At 71.2% G+C, this 17,635-nt stretch carries 21 protein-coding genes; 9 read left to right on the top strand and 12 right to left on the bottom strand.

The window, feature by feature from the left end:
- Window positions 1-9: 9 nt before the first annotated feature.
- Window positions 10-1,482, bottom strand: coding sequence for an FG-GAP-like repeat-containing protein (locus L3078_RS02315; protein WP_239750290.1), 1,473 nt, complete (start codon window positions 1,480-1,482; stop codon window positions 10-12).
- Between the two features lie 185 nt (window positions 1,483-1,667).
- On the opposite strand from L3078_RS02315, the gene L3078_RS02310 reads away from it, so the two are divergent.
- Window positions 1,668-2,318: a DinB family protein gene (locus L3078_RS02310; protein ID WP_239750289.1), complete on the top strand. Its 651-nt coding sequence runs from the start codon at window positions 1,668-1,670 to the stop codon at window positions 2,316-2,318.
- Window positions 2,319-2,398: 80 nt separating this feature from the next.
- Window positions 2,399-2,752, top strand: a complete 354-nt coding sequence (locus L3078_RS02305) for a helix-turn-helix domain-containing protein (protein ID WP_275593115.1) — start codon at window positions 2,399-2,401, stop codon at window positions 2,750-2,752.
- A gap of 108 nt (window positions 2,753-2,860) precedes the next feature.
- Here L3078_RS02305 and L3078_RS02300 read toward each other — a convergent pair whose 3' ends face one another.
- Together L3078_RS02300 and L3078_RS02295 are read right to left on the bottom strand one after the other, a co-directional pair.
- Window positions 2,861-3,463, bottom strand: coding sequence for a ClpP family protease (locus L3078_RS02300; RefSeq protein ID WP_086799037.1), 603 nt, complete (start codon window positions 3,461-3,463; stop codon window positions 2,861-2,863).
- A complete protein-coding gene (locus tag L3078_RS02295; RefSeq protein ID WP_239750288.1) occupies window positions 3,463-4,119 on the bottom strand; it encodes an ATP-dependent Clp protease proteolytic subunit in 657 nt (218 codons plus the stop codon). Before L3078_RS02295 ends, L3078_RS02300 begins: the two co-directional genes overlap by 1 nt.
- 221 nt (window positions 4,120-4,340) lie before the next feature.
- Between L3078_RS02295 and L3078_RS02290 the strand changes: the two genes are divergently transcribed.
- Together L3078_RS02290 and L3078_RS02285 are read left to right on the top strand one after the other, a co-directional pair.
- On the top strand, window positions 4,341-4,820 hold the full coding sequence (locus tag L3078_RS02290; protein ID WP_239750287.1) for a VOC family protein: 480 nt from the start codon (window positions 4,341-4,343) through the stop codon (window positions 4,818-4,820).
- A 160-nt stretch (window positions 4,821-4,980) separates the two neighbouring features.
- On the top strand, window positions 4,981-6,009 hold the full coding sequence (locus L3078_RS02285) for a TerC family protein (RefSeq protein ID WP_239750286.1): 1,029 nt from the start codon (window positions 4,981-4,983) through the stop codon (window positions 6,007-6,009).
- Window positions 6,010-6,031: 22 nt separating this feature from the next.
- Here L3078_RS02285 and L3078_RS02280 read toward each other — a convergent pair whose 3' ends face one another.
- From L3078_RS02280 to L3078_RS02270, 3 genes are all read right to left on the bottom strand, one after another.
- On the bottom strand, window positions 6,032-6,985 hold the full coding sequence (locus L3078_RS02280; RefSeq protein ID WP_239750284.1) for an SGNH/GDSL hydrolase family protein: 954 nt from the start codon (window positions 6,983-6,985) through the stop codon (window positions 6,032-6,034).
- A 122-nt stretch (window positions 6,986-7,107) separates the two neighbouring features.
- On the bottom strand, window positions 7,108-7,785 hold the full coding sequence (locus L3078_RS02275) for a DUF3105 domain-containing protein (protein ID WP_239750283.1): 678 nt from the start codon (window positions 7,783-7,785) through the stop codon (window positions 7,108-7,110).
- 90 nt (window positions 7,786-7,875) lie between these two features.
- Window positions 7,876-8,373 carry a DUF6153 family protein gene (locus L3078_RS02270; RefSeq protein WP_239750282.1) on the bottom strand — a complete coding sequence of 166 codons (498 nt, stop codon included), beginning with the start codon at window positions 8,371-8,373 and terminating at the stop codon, window positions 7,876-7,878.
- A gap of 195 nt (window positions 8,374-8,568) precedes the next feature.
- Between L3078_RS02270 and L3078_RS02265 the strand changes: the two genes are divergently transcribed.
- The gene (locus L3078_RS02265; protein ID WP_239750281.1) at window positions 8,569-9,378 is read left to right on the top strand and encodes a VOC family protein; all 810 of its coding nucleotides are present in this window, start codon (window positions 8,569-8,571) and stop codon (window positions 9,376-9,378) included.
- 88 nt (window positions 9,379-9,466) lie between these two features.
- Window positions 9,467-10,198 carry a ribonuclease H family protein gene (locus tag L3078_RS02260; protein WP_239750280.1) on the top strand — a complete coding sequence of 244 codons (732 nt, stop codon included), beginning with the start codon at window positions 9,467-9,469 and terminating at the stop codon, window positions 10,196-10,198.
- 35 nt (window positions 10,199-10,233) lie between these two features.
- On the opposite strand, the gene L3078_RS02255 is transcribed toward L3078_RS02260, so the two are convergent.
- The 3 genes from L3078_RS02255 to melC1 all read right to left on the bottom strand — a co-directional run bounded on the left by L3078_RS02255 (window position 10,234) and on the right by melC1 (window position 12,063).
- On the bottom strand, window positions 10,234-10,686 hold the full coding sequence (locus L3078_RS02255) for an SRPBCC family protein (protein ID WP_239750279.1): 453 nt from the start codon (window positions 10,684-10,686) through the stop codon (window positions 10,234-10,236).
- 96 nt (window positions 10,687-10,782) lie between these two features.
- On the bottom strand, window positions 10,783-11,607 hold the full coding sequence (melC2, locus tag L3078_RS02250) for a tyrosinase MelC2 (RefSeq protein WP_239750278.1): 825 nt from the start codon (window positions 11,605-11,607) through the stop codon (window positions 10,783-10,785).
- A gap of 72 nt (window positions 11,608-11,679) precedes the next feature.
- Window positions 11,680-12,063 carry an apotyrosinase chaperone MelC1 gene (melC1, locus tag L3078_RS02245; protein ID WP_239750277.1) on the bottom strand — a complete coding sequence of 128 codons (384 nt, stop codon included), beginning with the start codon at window positions 12,061-12,063 and terminating at the stop codon, window positions 11,680-11,682.
- Window positions 12,064-12,401: 338 nt separating this feature from the next.
- On the opposite strand from melC1, the gene L3078_RS02240 reads away from it, so the two are divergent.
- Window positions 12,402-13,613, top strand: coding sequence for an FAD-dependent monooxygenase (locus L3078_RS02240; RefSeq protein ID WP_239750276.1), 1,212 nt, complete (start codon window positions 12,402-12,404; stop codon window positions 13,611-13,613).
- A gap of 28 nt (window positions 13,614-13,641) precedes the next feature.
- On the opposite strand, the gene L3078_RS02235 is transcribed toward L3078_RS02240, so the two are convergent.
- Both L3078_RS02235 and L3078_RS02230 read right to left on the bottom strand, forming a co-directional pair.
- Window positions 13,642-14,271 carry an alpha-ketoglutarate-dependent dioxygenase AlkB gene (locus L3078_RS02235; protein WP_239750274.1) on the bottom strand — a complete coding sequence of 210 codons (630 nt, stop codon included), beginning with the start codon at window positions 14,269-14,271 and terminating at the stop codon, window positions 13,642-13,644.
- A gap of 116 nt (window positions 14,272-14,387) precedes the next feature.
- Window positions 14,388-15,062, bottom strand: a complete 675-nt coding sequence (locus L3078_RS02230; RefSeq protein WP_239750273.1) for an AIM24 family protein — start codon at window positions 15,060-15,062, stop codon at window positions 14,388-14,390.
- A 103-nt stretch (window positions 15,063-15,165) separates the two neighbouring features.
- Here L3078_RS02230 and L3078_RS02225 point away from each other — a divergent pair, with 103 nt between their 5' ends.
- Complete coding sequence (locus L3078_RS02225) at window positions 15,166-15,849, top strand: NUDIX domain-containing protein (protein WP_239750272.1); 684 nt, start codon at window positions 15,166-15,168, stop codon at window positions 15,847-15,849.
- Window positions 15,850-15,899: 50 nt separating this feature from the next.
- On the opposite strand, the gene L3078_RS02220 is transcribed toward L3078_RS02225, so the two are convergent.
- Entirely contained in the window at window positions 15,900-16,808 is a 909-nt protein-coding gene (locus tag L3078_RS02220; RefSeq protein WP_239750271.1) for a LysR family transcriptional regulator ArgP, read from the bottom strand.
- A 78-nt stretch (window positions 16,809-16,886) separates the two neighbouring features.
- Here L3078_RS02220 and L3078_RS02215 point away from each other — a divergent pair, with 78 nt between their 5' ends.
- On the top strand, window positions 16,887-17,492 hold the full coding sequence (locus tag L3078_RS02215; protein WP_392311027.1) for a LysE/ArgO family amino acid transporter: 606 nt from the start codon (window positions 16,887-16,889) through the stop codon (window positions 17,490-17,492).
- Window positions 17,493-17,635 lie beyond the last annotated feature (143 nt).

Below are 17,635 nucleotides of genomic sequence, written 5' to 3'. Positions count from 1 at the left end.
CCGTCCGCCTCACTCGTCGACGGCCGACCCGAACAGCGCGTCCACGGCGGGCGCCCCGAGCGAGGCGGCGTTGTACGTCCACGACCCCGACGCCGTGATCCCGCCCGCGCCCGCCGAGAGCACCCAGACGTGCCCGTCACCGGTGTTCTCACCCGGCGCGGCGGCCAGCAGCCCGAAGCGGCCGTCGCCGTTCGGGTCGGTCAGCCGGACCTGGGCGCCCCACTTGTCGCCCTTCTCGGCCGCGCCCGGCACGTTCACCGAGTTCTGGTCCCACGACTTGGCGCCGGTCGTGGTCAGCCCGGAGGCCGAGCCGCGCAGCACCCACACCGCGCCGGCGTCCCGCACCGCGCCGATGTCCTCGCCCGCGGCGCCGATCGCCACGTCCGCGAACCCGTCCCCGTCGGTGTCCGCGACGGACAGGTCCGAACCCCAGCCGTCACCGGCCTCGGCGACACCGGGCACGCCGTCGGAGTCCTGCACCCACCAGTCGGGCTCGGCCGTCGGCCCGTCAGGACCGCCGAGCCGTACGCCGACCAGGCCGCCCGTCATGGTCTCCCCGGGCTGGTCGTCCGGGGAGTTCGGCTCACCGGTCACCAGGTCGTCGTACCCGTCACCGTTGATGTCGCCGGACGCCGCCACCGGGCCGCCCCGCAGATCACGCTCGTACGTCAGCCCGTCGGCGTTCCCCGACAGATAGGTCGACCAGCCGTGACCGGGTTCGTCACCGACGCTGAGCCCCGACACGACGAGGTCGGCGAAGCCGTTCCTGTCGTAGTCGCCCGTGGTCAGGGACTTGGCGGCGATCTGGCGGGCCTCGGCGGACTTCGGGTCGACCCGCCGGGTGGCCTCGTGGCGCATCGAGGCGCGGGCCGCCGCGTCGTACGCGAACAGCTCCACGTCGTACCCGTCGAGGACGGCGAGGAGGTCGCCCTCCGTCTCGGCGGTGAAGCGCGCGGCGGCGAGGCCGAGGCCGAACCGCTCCCCGGCGGCGGGCTCCTGGGTCTCCAGCCAGTCGCTCGCGGCGCCCTTCAGCCCGGCCTTCGAGCCCCACAGGATGGCCACGCCGCCCGCGTCCTTCACGGTGCCGAGGTCCTCGCCGGGGATGCCGACCACCGCGTCGTCGAACCCGTCGCCGTCCAGGTCACCGGTCGCCACCGCCCGGCCGAAGCCGTCGCCGGCCTCGGCCGCGCCCGCGACCCCCGACGTCGACTGGCTGAACCGGGCCACGTCGCTCGTGCCGATGCCTCTGGCAGAGCCGTACTGCACGGTCACCAGCCCCGCGCCGCTCTTGCCGCTGACCGTGGCGCCGGGCGCGCCGATCAGCACGTCCTCGTAGCCGTCGCCGTTGAAGTCGCTGTTGCGGTCACTGGCCCGCGTACTGCCGGGCACCCCCGCGTACGCGGACGGCGCGGCGACGATCGCCGCACCCGAGACGAGAAGAAAGGTGGCTGCCGCGAGGGCAGTCGAACGGTACATGCGCATGTACGGCTCCCAACAGGAAGAACGGCCGGGCAGCGCGGGGGTGTCCGGAAAGGGCCCGTTCCTCGTCCGGCGTCCTGTTCGACCGCGGAGGACGGGGAAGGGTTGCACGGCCTGGAGCGGCGGCAAGGACCGGCCGGGGGAAAAAAGGTGGCGCTCCGACCCGGTGAGCGCTGATGCTCCTGCGCATGACCGACCTACGCGGCACGCGGCCCGACGCACAGCCCCGCCACGAACACCCCCTGGACGCACGGCCTCTGAGCCCACAGCCCCCGCAGGAACAGCCGCTGCCCGAGCGGCGGCCCGGGTGGGGCGACCGGTTCGTCGGCCCCGAAGGGGACCCGCGTGGCGAGGGCGGCTTCGAAGGGGAACGGGCCACGCTCGTCGGATACCTCCGCAACCAGCGGCTCACCCTGGAGCTGAAGTGCGCGGGGCTCGACGCCGAGGCGCTGGCCCGCCGCTCGGTGCCGCCGTCGAACCTGTCGCTGCTCGGACTCGTACGCCACCTGGCCGGCGTGGAACAGTACTGGTTTCGCGAGGCGTTGGCGGGCCGGCCGGAGCCTCGCCACTACCGCGCCGGCGAGGACCCCGACGGGGACTTCAACGAGGCCGTGGCCGACCCCGAGGCCGTCGCCGACGCCTGGCGGACCTGGCGCGCCGAGGTCGACTTCGCCGAGCGCTTCGTGGCCGCCGCCCCCGACCTGGCCGTCACCGGACACCACGACGGCGCGCCCATCGCCCTGCGTGAGGTGCTGGTGCACCTGATCGAGGAGTACGCCCGCCACAACGGCCACGCCGACCTCCTGCGCGAACGCGTCGACGGCCGCATCGGCCAGTGACACCCGGCGCGGACCGGGATTTCCCTCAGGGCGGAACGCCACCCCCTTCCCCTCCCGCTCGCCGTTCCTAGGCTGGAGAAGTGAACCGACACGCGTCGAACGAAGCCCGAGTCGTCCCCCTGCGCCCGGCCGCCGCCCCGCCGCCGACCCCACCCGCCAAGGAACCCCTGTGGCGCGACCTCGTCGGCGACGTGCTCCGGCGTGAGCGCCTGGCCCAGGAGCGCACCCTGAAGGACGTCGCCGACGCGGCCCGGATCTCGATGCCGTACCTCTCCGAGGTGGAACGCGGCCGCAAGGAGGCCTCGTCGGAGGTCCTCGCGGCAGCCGCCCAGGCCCTCGGCCTCGGCCTGGGGGACCTGCTCTCCCTGGCCCAGGGCGAACTGACCCGCAGTACGCCCAAAGCGTCCTACAACGGCCTGTGCCTGGCGGCCTGACGAGGGTTCACCGTCCCGCGCCCCGTCAGGGGCGCGGGGAACTGCGCGAGCAACCACGGACTACCCGCAGCCGCACGACAAGCGAAGCCCCCGCCCCGTAGGCGACACTCAGACTCCTACCGGCCGCCGGCTCAACACCTCGTCCGCCAGCCCGTACCCGACCGCCTCCTCCGCCGTGAACACCTTGTCCCGGTCCATGTCGGCCCGCAGTTCGGCCACTTCGCGCCCGGTGTGGCGGGCGAGCACCTTCTCGACCTGCGCCCGGATCCGCACCATCTCCTTGGCCTGGAGGGCGAGATCGGAGACCGTGCCCTGACGGCCCCCGCTCGCGGGCTGCCCCAGCAGCACCCGCGCGTGCTCCAGCACGAAGCGCCGCCCGGGATCCCCGCCCGCCAGCAGCACCGCCGCCGTCGAGGCCGCCTGCCCCACACAGAGGGTCGAGATCGGCGCGCGGACGTACGACATCGTGTCGTAGATCGCCATCAGCGAAGTGAACGAGCCCCCGGGTGAGTTGATGTAGACGGAGATCTCGCGGTCCGGCATCGCCGCCTCCAGATGGAGGAGTTGGGCGATGACGACGTTCGCCACCCCGTCGTCGATCTCCGTGCCGAGGAAGACGATCCGCTCGGAGAGCAGCCGGCTGAACACGTCGTAGGACCGCTCGCCCTGCGCGGTCCGCTCGACCACGTTCGGAATCGTGTACGTCCCCATCACTGCAGTCCTATCCGTCGACGCGAGGAGGCCGGCCGGACGTCGTCGAGCGACTCGACGACCCGGTCGACCATCCCGTACTCCCTGGCCTGTTCGGCCGTGAACCAGCGGTCGCGGTCGCCGTCCCGGGAGACCGTCTCCTCGGTCTGCCCGGTGTGCTCCGCCGTGATCCGCTCGATGGCCCGCTTGGTGAACTCCAGGTTCTCCGCCTGGATCTCGATGTCCGCGGTGGTGCCGCCGATGCCCGCCGACGGCTGGTGCATCATGATCCGCGCGTTGGGCAGCGCGAACCGCTTGCCGCGGGCGCCGACGGTCAGCAGGAACTGGCCCATGCTCGCCGCGAAGCCCATCGCCAGCGTGGACACGTCGTTGGGGATCAGCCGCATCGTGTCGTAGATGGCGAGACCGGCCGTCACCGAACCACCGGGGCTGTTGATGTAGAGGCTGATGTCGGTGCGCGAGTCCTCCGCCGACAGCAGCAGCAACTGGGCGCACACCCGGTTCGCGGAGACCTCGTCGACCTGGGTGCCGAGGAAGACGATCCGCTGGGCGAGGAGCTGCGCGGCGAGATGGTCGTCGAAGCGCGACGGCGGTGTCTCGCCCTCCTCCGCGCGCGGGGCGAGCTGCGGGGCCCGGCCGGTGATCAGTGGAGCCACGGTTCCTCCCTGGGGGTGAACGCGACCGCGGTGGCCGCTGTCTCCACCCTCTCCAAGAACCGGCCCTCACCTGGCGTTTCTCTGCCCACGGCAGATTCGCCGACAGCAGAGCGGGACCGGCCCGCCCCCGCCGGGCACATCCCGTGCCCGCGCCACCGATGAGTTTCCGGACCAGCATCGGTCGACACAGGAGACGACACACCCCGCCGGAGGAGGCGCACATGTCCAGCGAAGGTTTCACCACCTGCCTGTGGTTCGACGGCCAGGCCGAGGAGGCGGCCGCCCACTACGTCTCGGTCTTCAAGAACTCCCGGCTCGGCCGGGTCACGCACTACGGCGAGGGTGCCCGGCAGCCGGCCGGCTCCGTGCTCACCGTGGAGTTCGTGGCCAACGGCCAGCAGTTCGTGGCGCTGAACGGAGGCCCGGAGTTCAAGTTCACCGAGGCCATCTCCTTCCAGATCCTCTGCGCCGACCAGGACGAGATCGACTACTACTGGAACAGCCTCACCGAGGGCGGCGAACCCGGCCCCTGCGGCTGGCTGAAGGACCGGTTCGGGGTCTCCTGGCAGGTCGTGCCCGCCGAACTCGTCGACATGATCAGCGACTCCGATCCGCAGAAGGTGGCCCGGGCGACCGCGGCGTTCATGGCGATGGGGAAGTTCGACCTCGCCGCCCTGCGCAAGGCCTACGCGGGCGAGTAGCCGTCCCCGCACTCCCTTCCGCCCTGGTGGGAGGCCTCCGCGACGGACCTCCCACCAGGGAACGCACAAGAATTTCGATCATTCTTTACCTACGCCGGGTAGCGGATGCGAAGGACGCCCGTGAGGCTTTCCTGTGCACCACCTGTTACCCGGAGGAACAGTGAACGTCTCCCTGACCACCTGGCTGCTGACCGTCGTCGCCCTGTGCGTACTGGTCGCCGTCGACTTCTTCATCGGCCGTAAACCCCACGACGTGTCGATCAAGGAGGCCGGCATCTGGTCGGCTGTCTGGATCGCCCTGGCCATCGCGTTCGGCCTGGGCGTGCTCGCCGTCGGCGGGGGCAAACCAGCGGGGGAGTTCTTCGCGGGCTTCATCACCGAGAAGTCCCTGAGCGTCGACAACCTCTTCGTCTTCGTCCTGATCATGGCGAAGTTCGCCGTGCCGTCGCAGTACCAGCAGCGGGTGCTGATGGTCGGCGTCCTCATGGCCCTGGTGCTCCGCGCGATCTTCATCGCGGCGGGCGCGGCGATCATCTCCAGCTTCTCCTGGGTCTTCTACATCTTCGGCGCGTTCCTGATCTACACGGCCTGGAAGCTGGTCGAGGACGCCCGCAAGGGCAGCCACGAGGAGGAGTACGAGGAGAACAAGCTCCTCAAGGCGGTGGAGAAACGATTCGGGGTGGCTGACCGGTACCACGGCACCAAGCTGTGGATCGAGGAGAACGGCAAGCGCGTCATGACGCCGATGCTCGTCGTGATGCTCGCCATCGGCTCCACGGACGTCCTCTTCGCCCTCGACTCCATCCCCGCGATCTACGGCCTCACGCAGGACCCGTACATCGTCTTCACCGCCAACGCGTTCGCCCTGATGGGCCTGCGCCAGCTGTACTTCCTCATCGGCGGCCTGCTGAAGAAGCTCGTCCACCTCTCCTACGGCCTGTCGATCATCCTCGGTTTCATCGGCGTCAAACTCGTCCTCCACGCCCTGCACGAGTCCGGCGTCCACGTCCCGGAGATCTCCATCCCCTTCTCCCTCGGCTTCATCGTCCTGGTCCTCGCGGTGACGACGGTGACGAGCCTGTGGGCCTCGAAGAGGCAGCAGGAGGCGGAGGCCGCCGCCACGCCGGAGGCGGACGCGGCGAACGGCGAGGGCACGGGCGACGACGAGTCCACGTCCCAGCGGGTCTGAGCGGCCGCCCGGGGCGACACCCCTAGGACCGGTCGGTACGCGCGTCGGCGATGGCCCGGGTGATCTCCCGGGCCATCCGTGTGATCCCCGGGGACCGCACCGGGCACGGCCTGGGCTTGGACGTCGTCGGAGCCAGACAGAAGTGCAGGTAGTCCTTGTCGTGGTGGAGCGCGGTGCGATCCCGGCCGGGCTGGGTGCAGTAGCCGTCGTGCTCGCGCTCGTAGGCCGTGCACGGCAGGTACTGGGCCCAGGTGTAGCGGTCGGCGGCCGGGCTGACGGCCTTCCCGGCGTCCGCGACCAGATCACCGGAGGCCTCGGCCTGCCGCGCGTACAGGGCGTTCACCCGGCGGACCCGGTCCGGGGTCATCGGGTCCGGCCCCTGGAGCACCCACACGATCGACGGCCGGTGCTCACCACCCGCGTTCACGATCTGGTCGGTGAGCTGCTCGGCGGCGGCCGTGTAACGCCGGAAGTACTCGGCGCGGGCCTTGCCGTAGGTGACGCCGTCCATGCAGGGCGTGTAGTCCCAGGCGTTCCCCCAGAACTGCAGGACCACATAGTCGGGCCGCAGCCGCCGCACCAGTGCGGCCGCCTTGTCCCGTGGCGGGACGAGCGACCGGTCGGCGGTGCCCTCCAGGTAGTCGCACAGGGTGGTGCCCGAATAGGGGGCACTGGTGTAGCGGGCGTCGAGGTCGTCCTTCAACAGGTCGCCGAGGACGTCCTGGTTCTCCATGGCGAGGGAGTCCCCGAGGTAGAGCACCCGGGGCGCGGGCTTCGCCGGGCCGGTGCCGGTGTCGCCCGTGTCGTCGTCGCCGGGGGGTGCCGTGGCGGCGCGCCGGTGCGTGGTCGACGACGGGTCCGGTGCGGCGGCCGACGGCGTCCCCTCGTCCGGTGCGGACTCCGGATCCCCGCACGCGCCGAGCAGCAGCCCGGCGAGCACCGCCCCCGCCACTCCCACGATCCACGGCCTGCCCATACGGCGACTCCCGCCCCGTCCACCGAAACGGCTCCCCAGGCAAGCACAGCCCGCCCCGGGGCGGAAGACCCGTGTCGGCCACGAGGGCGTCCCATCCGGCCGGACGCCCTCACTCCGTCAGCTCACGGGGTCATGCCACCCGTGCACGCGGCCCCCGGCTCCGGCGTCTGCTCGCCCTGCACGTACTTGTCGAGGAACTTCCGCACCCGCGGGTCGGACGCCTTGTCCACCTTCAACTGGTGCTCCCAGGCGCTCAGCACGATGGGCGAGGACTGGTCCTCGTACGGGCTCATGAAGGTGTACGTCGTCTTCTTCACGAGCTGGGTCAGCGACTCGACGTCCGCCTTGGCCGCCTTGTCGTTGTACGTCACCCAGACGGCGCCGTGTTCCAGCCCGTGCACCGCGTTCTCGTTCGGCACAGCCTTGGTGTACACCTGCTTGTCGCAGTTGACCCACACCTGGTTGTGGTCGCCGCCCACGGGCGGGCTCATCTTGTAGTCGACCTTCTCGGTGACGTGGTTCTGGGTGAGCTTCGACCAGCTCTTCACGCCCTCGACCGGCGCGGCCTTCGCCTCCTCCTTCTCCTGCGCGGCGTCGATCAGGTACCAGCCGCCGCCGACCAGTCCGGCGAGGATCACACCGGTGACGCCGAGGGTGAGCAGCCGCATGCGCCGCTCACGGGCCTGCTCCGCCTTGCGTATCTCCTCCACGCGGGCACGCCGCGCCGCCTCTCGGGCCTTCGGGCTGTTGTTCTTGCCCTTCGGCGCGCTGTTCTTGGCCTTGGACTTGGATGAAGCCATGGGGTGGTGTCCTTCTCCCGGCCCTGCCCTCACGGGGCACGGCGGTCCTGCGAGTCGTCTGAGGTGGTGTCGTCACGGCCGGTGGTCGGCCTAGACGCGGAGCAACTGCAGTTCGTGGAGGTCGGGAGGGCGGGCCCGCCCCGGCTCCCGAGCGCCGGACGGCGCCGGCGCGGCATGGGCAGGCGCGGGCTGCCAGGGCGCGGCGGTGTGATCGGCGCCCGGCAGCGGCATCTGGCCCAGCACCGCGGCGGGGTCCGGGGAGTGGCAGTCGTGCTCACCGGGGCTGTGACCGCAGGGGTCGCGCTCCACATGACCCGTCGGCGCGGTGACCGAGCGGCCCTCCGCCGACCGTTCCTCCGCCGACCGTCCCTCCGCAGGCCGTCCCTCCGCAGGCCGTGCCTGCTCCGGCCGTTCCTGCCCCGGTCCCGCCGAGATCGCCTGCGGGCGCCGCTCGGGCGCCTCACCGGGAGGCGAGCCCGCGCAGAACAACAGGAAGGTGGTCAGGGCCAGCGCGGCCACGAGCAGCAGGCGGGCCGTCCGGCTCCGGGCGCACGGCAGCGCCGTACGTCGGAACGGTCGGCCGGACATGGCGGCACCTCACGAGTCGAGGCGAACGAGAGTGCGAGCGCCGCTGAAATTATCAGACGGCGCACAGCCGTGGCCCCGCCCCACGGAACTCATGCCGGTTTCACGCGGTCCGTCCCCTTCGGCGCGCGACCGGGACCCGTCCTGGCTAGCGTGAGACCGGGGAAACCACCTGTCGAACCGAGGAGAGTGGCAGTCATGGCCGCACACCCCGAGGGAGCGCCCTGTTGGGTCGACGCGATGTTCAGCGACGTCGAGGGCGCCAAGAGTTTCTACGGCGAGGTCCTGGGCTGGACCTTCGGCGAGTCGTCCTCCGAGTACGGCAACTACACCCAGGCGTACGCGGACGGCAAGGCGGTGGCCGCGGTCGTCCCGCCGATGCCCGGCCAGGAGGGCCAGTCCGCCTGGTGCCTGTACTTCGCCACGTCCGACGTCGACGCCACCGCCGCGAAGGTCCGTGAGAACGGCGGCGACGTGCTGATGGAGCCGATGCGGGTCGGCGAGTTCGGCTCCATGCTGCTGGCCCGCTCCCCGGACGGCGTCGTCTTCGGCGGCTGGCAGGCCGGCGTCCACCAGGGCTTCGAGGCGATGGGCGTGCCCGGCGCGTACGTGTGGGCCGAGATCTTCACCCGGGAGCCGGAGAAGTCCGACGCGTTCTTCCCGGCCGTCTTCTCCTACCGCGCCAAGCAGATGGAGGACCCTGACAGCCCGCACATGGACTTCCGCGTCTTCGACCTGGGGCAGAACCCGCTCCTCGGCCGGATGAAGATGACGCCGGAGGACTTCCCGCCCGAGGTGCCCTCGTACATCAACGTGTACTTCACCGTCCCCGACTGCGACGAGGCGGTCGCCAAGGCCACCAAGCTGGGCGGTGTCCTGCGCTTCGGCCCGATGGACACCCCCTTCGGCCGCTTCGCCGCGCTCAGCGACCCGCAGGGCGCCTCGTTCTCGGTCATCGACGTCACCAACACGCAGGGCGAGATGCCGGAGCTCAAGGACGTCGACTGAGGGGACGCCGACGGAGCGGGCGCGGAACACGGGCGCGGAACACGGGCGCGGACACCGGCGCGGGCCCGGACGACAACGCGCGCATGGCATGATCGAGCGCATGTCGGAACGTGTTGTGGCCGCCTGTGACGGGGCCTGCAAGGGAAACCCCGGCCCTGCGGGCTGGGCCTGGGTGGTGGCCGAGGACGATGAGATCCCCGCGCGCTGGGAGGCCGGGCCCCTGGGCAGGGCCACCAACAACGTCGCCGAACTCACCGCGCTGGAGCGGCTGTTGGCGGCCACCGACCCGGCCGTCCCGATCGAGATCCGGATGGACTCCCAGTACGCGATGAAGGCGGTCACCACCTGGCTGCCCGGCTGGAAGCGCAACGGCTGGCGCACGGCCGCCGGCAAGCCGGTCGCCAACCAGGAACTCGTGGTCCGTATCGACGAGTTGCTCGCCGGACGCTCCGTGGAGTTCCGCTACGTCCCCGCCCACCAGGTCGACGGTGACCGCCTCAACGACTTCGCCGACCGCGCGGCGAGCCAGGCGGCCACCGTCCAGGAACCCGCAGGCACCGAGCTGGGCTCACCGGAGCCGCCGGCCGCACCCGACACGGTCCCGGCTCGCCGCGCACCGGCGAAGAAGTCCGGGAAGCCGGGCAGGACCGGCGGCGGCCGTACCGGCTCGTCCGCGTCCTCGTCCCGCACCATCAAGGCGAAGTTCCCCGGCCGCTGCCTGTGCGGCCGCCCGTACGCCGCGGGTGAGCCCATCGCCAAGAACGACCAGGGCTGGGGCCACCCGGAGTGCCGCACGGCGGCCACCGCCGGGGCCGAGTAACCCGCCGGGCGGGACGCCACGGGAGGGCGTGCGCGTCACACGACGGCGCCGCGCCACTCCCCGGTCTCCCGGCCGCGCTCCTCGATGAACTTCTTGAAGCGCGCCAGGTCGCCCTTGGTCTGCCGCTTCACCACGCCCAGCTTGTCGGCGACCTTCTCGGCGGTGCCCTCCGGCTGGAACTCCATCTGCAGCATCACCTTGGTGCGCCCCTCGGCGAGGTGGTGGAAGGTGACCACGCCGGCCTGCCGGGCCTCACCGGAGACGGTCGTCCACGCGACCCGCTCGTCCGGGATCTGCTCGGTGATCTCCGCGTCGAACTCCCGCTGCACACCGTCCACCTTGGTCACCCAGTGCGTGAGCGTGTCCGACCGCTGCTCGATCCGCTCGACCCCGCTCATGAACTCGGGGAACGTCTCGAACTGCGTCCACTGGTTGTAGGCGGTCCGCACGGGGACCTGGACCTCGACGGACTCCTCGATCTGGGTCATCGGGTGTCTCCCTCACATCGGTTCTCGTTGCGGTCACGTCCGGGTCGCCCCGGCCGCGTCCGGCGCGAGTACCCAGGTCCCCGGGGGATAACGTCCTCAGGCCGCGTCGAACGTGTAGTGCGGGGTGTGGTCCAGCAGCGCCGCCGGGGTCGTGTCGTCCCACGGCTTCATGGTCTCGTTCAGGTCGACCACGTTCGGCGTCCCGGCGGCCGGTACATAAGGCGAGTTGGGGTGCAGCCGCTGCCAGTCGGCCCACAGTCTGTCGACGAACGCGTGGTGCAGCCAGAACACCGGGTCGTTGGGGGAGACCCCGGTGCCCATCTGACCCCCCACCCAGACATGCACGCGGTTGTGGAGGTTGACGCCCCGCCACCCCTCCAGGTGATTGCGAAAACCGTCCGAGGCGCTGTTCCAGGGCGCCATGTCGTACGTGGACATGGCGAGCACGGAGTCCACCTCGGCCCGGGTCGGCAGCTGCCGCACCGCGCTCCCGAGGGCGCGTCGCAGATAGGTGCGGCCGTCGATGCGCACGTTGATCGGCCAGTTCCCGGTGGACGCCGCGAACGGCCCGTCCATCACCCGCCCGTCGCGGCTGCGCCCGGTGCCGCCCAGGAAGTCCGGCGCCCAGAGGGAGGAGCGGACCGTGCGGTCGGCCGTCCAGTCCCAGTAGGGCAGCGCGACCGTGGAGTCCACGGACTGCAGGGCCCGTTCGAACTCCAGCAGGAATCTGCGGTGCCAGGGCAGGAAGGACGGCGAACGGTGGCCGGTGCGCTCGCCGTTGTCCGTGTCGCCGAGGATGAAGGCGTTGTGCGTCGTGACGAACTCGTCGTAGCGACCGGAGCGCTTCAGCGCGATCAGCGCGTCGACGAAGCGCCGCTTCTCCTCGGCGGTCAGGGTCGCCTGGTTCTTGCGTATGGTCATGGGTCTGCGGCTCCTTGCGGTGTTTCCGGTGGTGCGTGGTGCGTACTGCGCCCCGCGTGAGGCGGGTGCGGGTCAGTTGAAGGGGACGAGTCGGGCGCCCTGGAGTTCGTCGACCGCCGCGCGGGCGGCCGCGCGCGGGGTCGGTACGGGGGAGTAGTGGCTGACGACGCTGATCCAGCTGCCGTCGGCGTTCCGCATCACGTGCAGCTCCGCCCCGTCGACGAACACCGCGTAACCCGCGCCGTGATGGTGGCCGCCGCCCTCGGTCGCGTGCCCCTGTATCCGGCGGCCCCGGTAGACCTCGTCGAAAGGCTGGAGGCCCTGGTGACCGTCGTGGCCGCCGTGGTCCTGGTGGCTGTCGTGGTCGTCCGCGGCCGCCGCGGTGAGCGGGGCTCCGACGGTCGCGGCGAGCGCCGCCGCGGCCCCGAGAGCGTGGCGTCGGGTGATGTCGGGCATGCGAAAACCTCCTGGGAAAGGGGTGATTGATGACCCGTCATACCTATCGACCTGCTGTGGGGCGGGAGAAATCCCGGGAAACCGGTTGGCTGTGATCAGGACAATCACGTATATGTCGTGCAAGGTTGAACAAAGATGATCTTGCTGTGACGGCCTCGCGGGTGAGGGTGGAGGGAGATATTCCGCCCGGTGGCGCGGGCGTCGCCGATGATCTTGCGGTGCGGAGATGAGGTGCGTGGCCGACGTCACGCGCGCAAAGTGGCGTGAATCCGGAGCGCACGCACACTGCTACTCTTCGTGGTCAATTGATCGCTTTGCGCAGCGAAATGGGAGTGTGCGTGAAGATCGCGTGCGTCGGCGGCGGACCGGCAAGCCTGTACTTCTCGATCCTGATGAAGCGGCAGGACCCGTCCCACGACATCACCGTCCATGAACGGAACCCGGCCGGGTCGACCTACGGCTGGGGCGTCACCTACTGGTCCGGACTGCTGGACGTGCTCCGGGCGAAGGACCCCGAGACGGCCCTCGCCATCAGCGAGAACTCCGTCACCTGGAACAGCGGGGTGGCGCACGTCCGGGACCGCAGGACCGTCCAGCCCGGCGACGACGGCTTCGGCATCGGCAGGCGCCGTCTGCTCGAACTGCTCGCCGATCGGGCCCGCGCCCTCGGTGTCCGGGTGGAGTACGAGGACGAGATCGCGGCCGACGCCCTGCCGGACGCCGACCTGGTGATCGCCGGCGACGGAGTCAACAGCGCGGTGCGCGAGCGGTACGCCGACCGCTTCGGCAGCGACATCACGCTCGGCCGCAACGCCTACATCTGGCTCGGCACGACCAAGGTCCACGACGCCTTCACGTTCTCCTTCCAGGAGACCGACCACGGCTGGATCTGGGCCTACGCCTATCCGTTCAGCGACGAGCAGAGCACCTGTGTCATCGAGTGCTCACCGAAGACCCTGAGCGGCCTGGGCCTGGACCGCATGGGCGAGGCCGACGGCCTCGCCCTGCTGGAGAAGCTCTTCGCCGACATCCTGGACGGTCACCCCCTGCTGGGCCGGGACCAGGACGACGGCACCGCCCGATGGCTCACTTTCCGCACCCTGACCAACCGCTCCTGGCACCACGGCAACCTGGTCCTGCTCGGCGACGCCGCCCACACCACGCACTACTCCATCGGCGCGGGCACCACCCTCGCCCTGGAGGACGCCATCTGCCTGGCCGAGGCCCTCGACGCCCACCCGGACACGGAGGCCGCGCTCGCCGCGTACGAACGGCGGCGCAAGTCCGACCTCCTGCGGCTGCAGAGCGCGGCCCGGTACAGCGCCCAGTGGTACGAGAACCTCCAGCGGTACATCGACCTGCCGCCGGAGCAGATGTTCGCGCTCCTCGGCCAACGGCACTCCCCGCTGCTGCCGTACGTGCCGCCGCAGCTCTACTACCGCCTCGACCGCGCGGTCGGCCGGCTGGAGGCCCTGCGCCGTCTCAAGCGCTGGCTGGGCCCGAAGCTCGCCCGGTCGTCGCAGTCGCGGGCCCTCGCCGGACGGAAGTAGCCGGCGGCTGACGGCCCCGGGCGGGCCGTCAGCCGACGCCGTGCGGCCGGAACTGGATGCTGATGCGCGGCCCCACCGCCCGCGTCGACTTGGGCACCGCGTGGTCCCAGGTGCGCTGGCAGGAGCCGCCCATCACGATCAGATCGCCGTGGCCCTGCGGGAAGCGCAGGGTCTGCCCGCCGCCGCCGTGGGGGCGCAGGGCGAGGTCGCGGGGGTCGCCCACGGACAGGATGGCCACCATCGTGTCCTCCCGGGCGCCCCGCCCGATCCGGTCGCCGTGCCAGGCCACACTGTCCCGGCCGTCGCGGTAGAAGCAGAGCCCCGCCGTGGCGAACGGCTCGCCCAGCTCGGCGCCGTAGTGCGCGGACAGCGCGTCCCGTGCCTCGTCCAGGACGGGGTGCGGGAGAGGGTCCTCGGGGCCGTAGTAGGCGAGCAGGCGGGGTACGTCCACGACCTGCTCGTACATCTGCCGTCGCTCCGCCTTCCACGGCACGTCCTCGGCGAGCCGGGTGAACAGCGCGTCCGCGCCGCCGAGCCACCCGGGCAGCACGTCGACCCACGCCCCAGCGCCCAGCTCACGACGGCGGAGGCCGTCGAGGGGGCCGAGGCGGACGTCGTCGGACTGGTCGAAGAGGGAGCCCTGGAGGTGCGCGGCCATACCTCCACCGTACCTCCAGATTCGAAAACCTGTTCGCTCGGGCCGTGCGGGTCGTGAGACCGCGTCGGCGCCCCAGGCACCCCAGGCGCCCCCGCTCCCTCTCCTCGTCCGTCGGCTCAGTGCTGCTGGGCCTGCGGGGTCACCTCGCTCGGCCGTACGACCACGAAGCCCTCACCCTCCAGCTTCAGCTGCACCGCCTCCCCGGAGCCGCCTCGGATCATCGAGCCGAAGGACTGCGAGCGGTGCAGCGAGGTGGAGAGGTGGGCCGTCCAGCCCACCACCGCGTCCGTGTCGACGAACACGGGCATCTGCGGCGAGACCGGGATGACCAGCGGATTGCCGTCGCAGACGAGACCCAGCTTCCCCTGCCCCGTGAAGACGCTGTTGAACAGGCCGCCACCGGTCATGCCGGCGCCCTTCACCGTCTTGATCTCGTACGACAGTGTCGAGTCGAAGCAGAGCACGTTGCGGCCGTTGACGGTGAACACGTCGCCCGGCTCGATGTCGACGATGAAACAGTTCTGCGCCTCGTGCGCGAACCAGGCCTCGCCCTGCCCGCGCACCGCCATCAGTGCCAGCCCCTCCCCGGTGACCGCGCGCTTGAGCATGCCGCCCACGCCCTGGCCCTTGCGTTCGAACTGCAGATTGCCCCGGAAGGCGATCATCGCGCCCTGCCGGGCGAGCATCTCGCCGTTGACCGCGTACTTGATCGACTTGGCGTTCTGGACGCTCATCCCCGGCGCGTACGCCGGCTGGACCATGTTCTCGTTGGAGAAAAGATCGCTCTTCATACGGGCATGCTGTCCCGGACTGCCCGGTTCCGCCAAGCGACGCGCGCGGCAAGCGAATTGAGGAGCCTGACAACGTCTCGACCGGAATGGTAGAAGCGGACGCATGACCAACAAGACCGCCGGTGTCGACATCCCGGACCGCCGGGGCCGCACCGGGCTCGATCGCACCGGCCGCGACCTGACCGGCAACCCCCGCGTCAAGGTGCGGGACGTCCGCCTGCTCTCCAGCCACTGGTACGTGGAGCGCACGACGACCTTCGACTTCCAGCACGCCGACGGCACCTGGAGCACGCAGGAGCGCGAGACGCACGACCGCGGCAACGGCGCCACCGTCCTGCTCTACGACACCGACCGCGAAACCGTGCTGCTCACCCGGCAGTTCCGCTACCCGGTGTACGTCAACGGCCACCCCGACGGGATGCTCGTCGAGACGCCGGGCGGCCTGCTCGACGAGGAGGACGAGCACCCCGAGGTCGCCGTGCGGCGCGAGGTCGTCGAGGAGACCGGCCACACCATCGGCGAGATCCAGCACGTCTTCGACATCTACATGAGCCCCGGGTCGGTCACCGAACGCGTCAGCTTCTACGCCGCCCCGTACGGCCCGTCGACCCGGACCCACGAGGGCGGCGGCCTGGAGGAGGAGGGCGAGGACATCGAACTCGTCGAACTGCCCTTCCGCCGGGCCCTGGAGATGATCCGCAGCGGCGAGATCGCCGACGCCAAGACCATCATGCTGCTCCAGTGGGCGGCGCTGGACGGTCCGTTCGGCGCCGGTCGTGACGCCTGAGGACGGCGGGTGAGGACGGCGCCAGTCGCGACGCCGCCTGAGGACGGCGCTCAGGGATCCAGCGTCTCGGCGGCCTCGGCGGCGACCGCCTCCGCCACCGCCGTCAGCGCGGGGGAGTCGAGCTTCCACTGCTGCCAGAACAACTGGGCGTCCACGAACTCCTCCGGCGCCAGGTCGACGAGCCGGCCGCCGGCGAGCAGCCGTCCGGCCTGGGCGGCCGGCACCATGCCCCAGCCCATGCCGGCGGCCACGGCGTCGACGAAACCCTCAGAGGTCGGCACGTAGTGCCGGCGGGCACTGGCGGGGCGGCCCCGGGTCAGCCGTCGGACGAAGACGTCCTGGAACTCGTCCCGCCGGTCGAAGAAGACCACCGGCGCGTCGGCGATCAGGTCCTTCAGCGGCGTGCCCGATCCGAGGCCGAGCCACCGCTCGGCGAAGGCGGGCGTGGCACAGGGCCGGTACCTCATCCGGCCGAGCGGCCGGACCGAGCAGCCCGCCACGGCGTCCGGCGCCGAGGTGACCGCCGCCATCACGAGCCCCTCGCGCAGCAGCCGGGCCGTGTGCTGCTCGTCCTCCCGGAGCAGCTCGTAACAGGGGCGCATTTCCTCCGGCACCCGGGTCAGGGCGGGCAGGAACCAGGTGGCCAGCGAGTCGGCGTTCACCGCGATCGACACCCGCGTGGCCTCCCCGGCACCCGTCATCCCGAGCGCGGCGTGCGCGTCGTGTTCGAGGCGGGCCAGCTGGCGCGCGAACCGGACGATCACCTCACCGGACTCCGTCGGCCGCACCGGCTTCTCCCTGATCAGCAGGACCCGGCCGACCCGCTGCTCCAGCGCCTTGACCCGCTGGCTGACCGCCGACGGCGTCACATGCAGGGCACCGGCCGCCGCGTCGAACGTGCCCTCGTCCACCACGGCGAGCAGGGTGCGCACCAGATCGAGCGGAAGCTGAGACATCACGAGCGCTAATGATACGTAAGAATCTTTAGCTGTACGCATGGCGGTGTGTTTCCTAGCGTCGTGGGTGTGTTCAGCGAAATGACAGCCCTCGCGGCCGGCTTCGGCACCGGCCTCTCCCTCATCGTCGCCATCGGAGCCCAGAACGCCTTCGTCCTCCGCCAAGGCCTGCACCGCGACGCCGTGCTCCCGGTCGTCGCCATCTGCGCCCTCTCCGACGCGGTGCTGATCGCCCTCGGCGTGGCCGGCGTAGGCGCGGTGGTCGTCGCCTGGCCCGGCGCGCTGACGGCGGTCGCCCTGGTCGGCGGCGGCTTCCTCCTGGTCTACGGCGCCCTGGCCGCCCGCCGTGCCCTGCGGCCGGGCGACGACGCGTTGCGCGCGGAGAGCGGGTCGGCCGGCTCACGACGCCGGGCCGTCCTCACCTGTCTGGCGCTGACCTGGCTCAACCCGCACGTCTATCTGGACACCGTGTTCCTGCTCGGCTCCATCGCCTCCGACCGCGGCCCCCTGCGGTGGACCTTCGGCCTCGGCGCCGGTCTCGCCAGCCTCTGTTGGTTCGCCGCCCTGGGCTTCGGCGCCCGGTTGCTCAGCCGCTTCCTGGCCCGCCCGTCGGCCTGGCGGGTCCTCGACGGCCTGGTCGCGGCGACCATGCTCATCCTCGGCGGGATGCTGATCGCCGGAGCCTGAGCGGCGGCGGACGCGGGCGCCACATGAGCGTGCGCGGGCGGCCCACGGCGTGTGAGGGTCCCGGCGACAGCATGTGAGACGGCGGCGAAATCGCCTGTCCCGGCGGTGGTGATCTCCGCGATAGTGGTGCCCGTATCGAAAGA

The sequence above is a fragment of the Streptomyces deccanensis genome (assembly GCF_022385335.1).
GTDB classification, from domain to species: Bacteria; Actinomycetota; Actinomycetes; order Streptomycetales; family Streptomycetaceae; genus Streptomyces; species Streptomyces deccanensis.
Note: the sequence above shows the minus strand (reverse complement) of the source record. Positions and strands in the feature narration are given on the sequence as shown.

Coding starts and splice junctions, on each gene's coding strand:
- L3078_RS02315 (WP_239750290.1), bottom strand. CDS start 1,482: ATGCGCATGTACCGTTCGACTGCCCTCGCGGCAGCCACCTTTCTTCTC.
- L3078_RS02310 (WP_239750289.1), top strand. CDS start 1,668: ATGACCGACCTACGCGGCACGCGGCCCGACGCACAGCCCCGCCACGAA.
- L3078_RS02300 (WP_086799037.1), bottom strand. CDS start 3,463: ATGGGGACGTACACGATTCCGAACGTGGTCGAGCGGACCGCGCAGGGC.
- L3078_RS02290 (WP_239750287.1), top strand. CDS start 4,341: ATGTCCAGCGAAGGTTTCACCACCTGCCTGTGGTTCGACGGCCAGGCC.
- L3078_RS02280 (WP_239750284.1), bottom strand. CDS start 6,985: ATGGGCAGGCCGTGGATCGTGGGAGTGGCGGGGGCGGTGCTCGCCGGG.
- L3078_RS02275 (WP_239750283.1), bottom strand. CDS start 7,785: ATGGCTTCATCCAAGTCCAAGGCCAAGAACAGCGCGCCGAAGGGCAAG.
- L3078_RS02270 (WP_239750282.1), bottom strand. CDS start 8,373: ATGTCCGGCCGACCGTTCCGACGTACGGCGCTGCCGTGCGCCCGGAGC.
- L3078_RS02265 (WP_239750281.1), top strand. CDS start 8,569: ATGGCCGCACACCCCGAGGGAGCGCCCTGTTGGGTCGACGCGATGTTC.
- L3078_RS02260 (WP_239750280.1), top strand. CDS start 9,467: ATGATCGAGCGCATGTCGGAACGTGTTGTGGCCGCCTGTGACGGGGCC.
- L3078_RS02255 (WP_239750279.1), bottom strand. CDS start 10,686: ATGACCCAGATCGAGGAGTCCGTCGAGGTCCAGGTCCCCGTGCGGACC.
- melC2 (WP_239750278.1), bottom strand. CDS start 11,607: ATGACCATACGCAAGAACCAGGCGACCCTGACCGCCGAGGAGAAGCGG.
- melC1 (WP_239750277.1), bottom strand. CDS start 12,063: ATGCCCGACATCACCCGACGCCACGCTCTCGGGGCCGCGGCGGCGCTC.
- L3078_RS02235 (WP_239750274.1), bottom strand. CDS start 14,271: ATGGCCGCGCACCTCCAGGGCTCCCTCTTCGACCAGTCCGACGACGTC.
- L3078_RS02230 (WP_239750273.1), bottom strand. CDS start 15,062: ATGAAGAGCGATCTTTTCTCCAACGAGAACATGGTCCAGCCGGCGTAC.
- L3078_RS02225 (WP_239750272.1), top strand. CDS start 15,166: ATGACCAACAAGACCGCCGGTGTCGACATCCCGGACCGCCGGGGCCGC.
- L3078_RS02215 (WP_392311027.1), top strand. CDS start 16,887: ATGACAGCCCTCGCGGCCGGCTTCGGCACCGGCCTCTCCCTCATCGTC.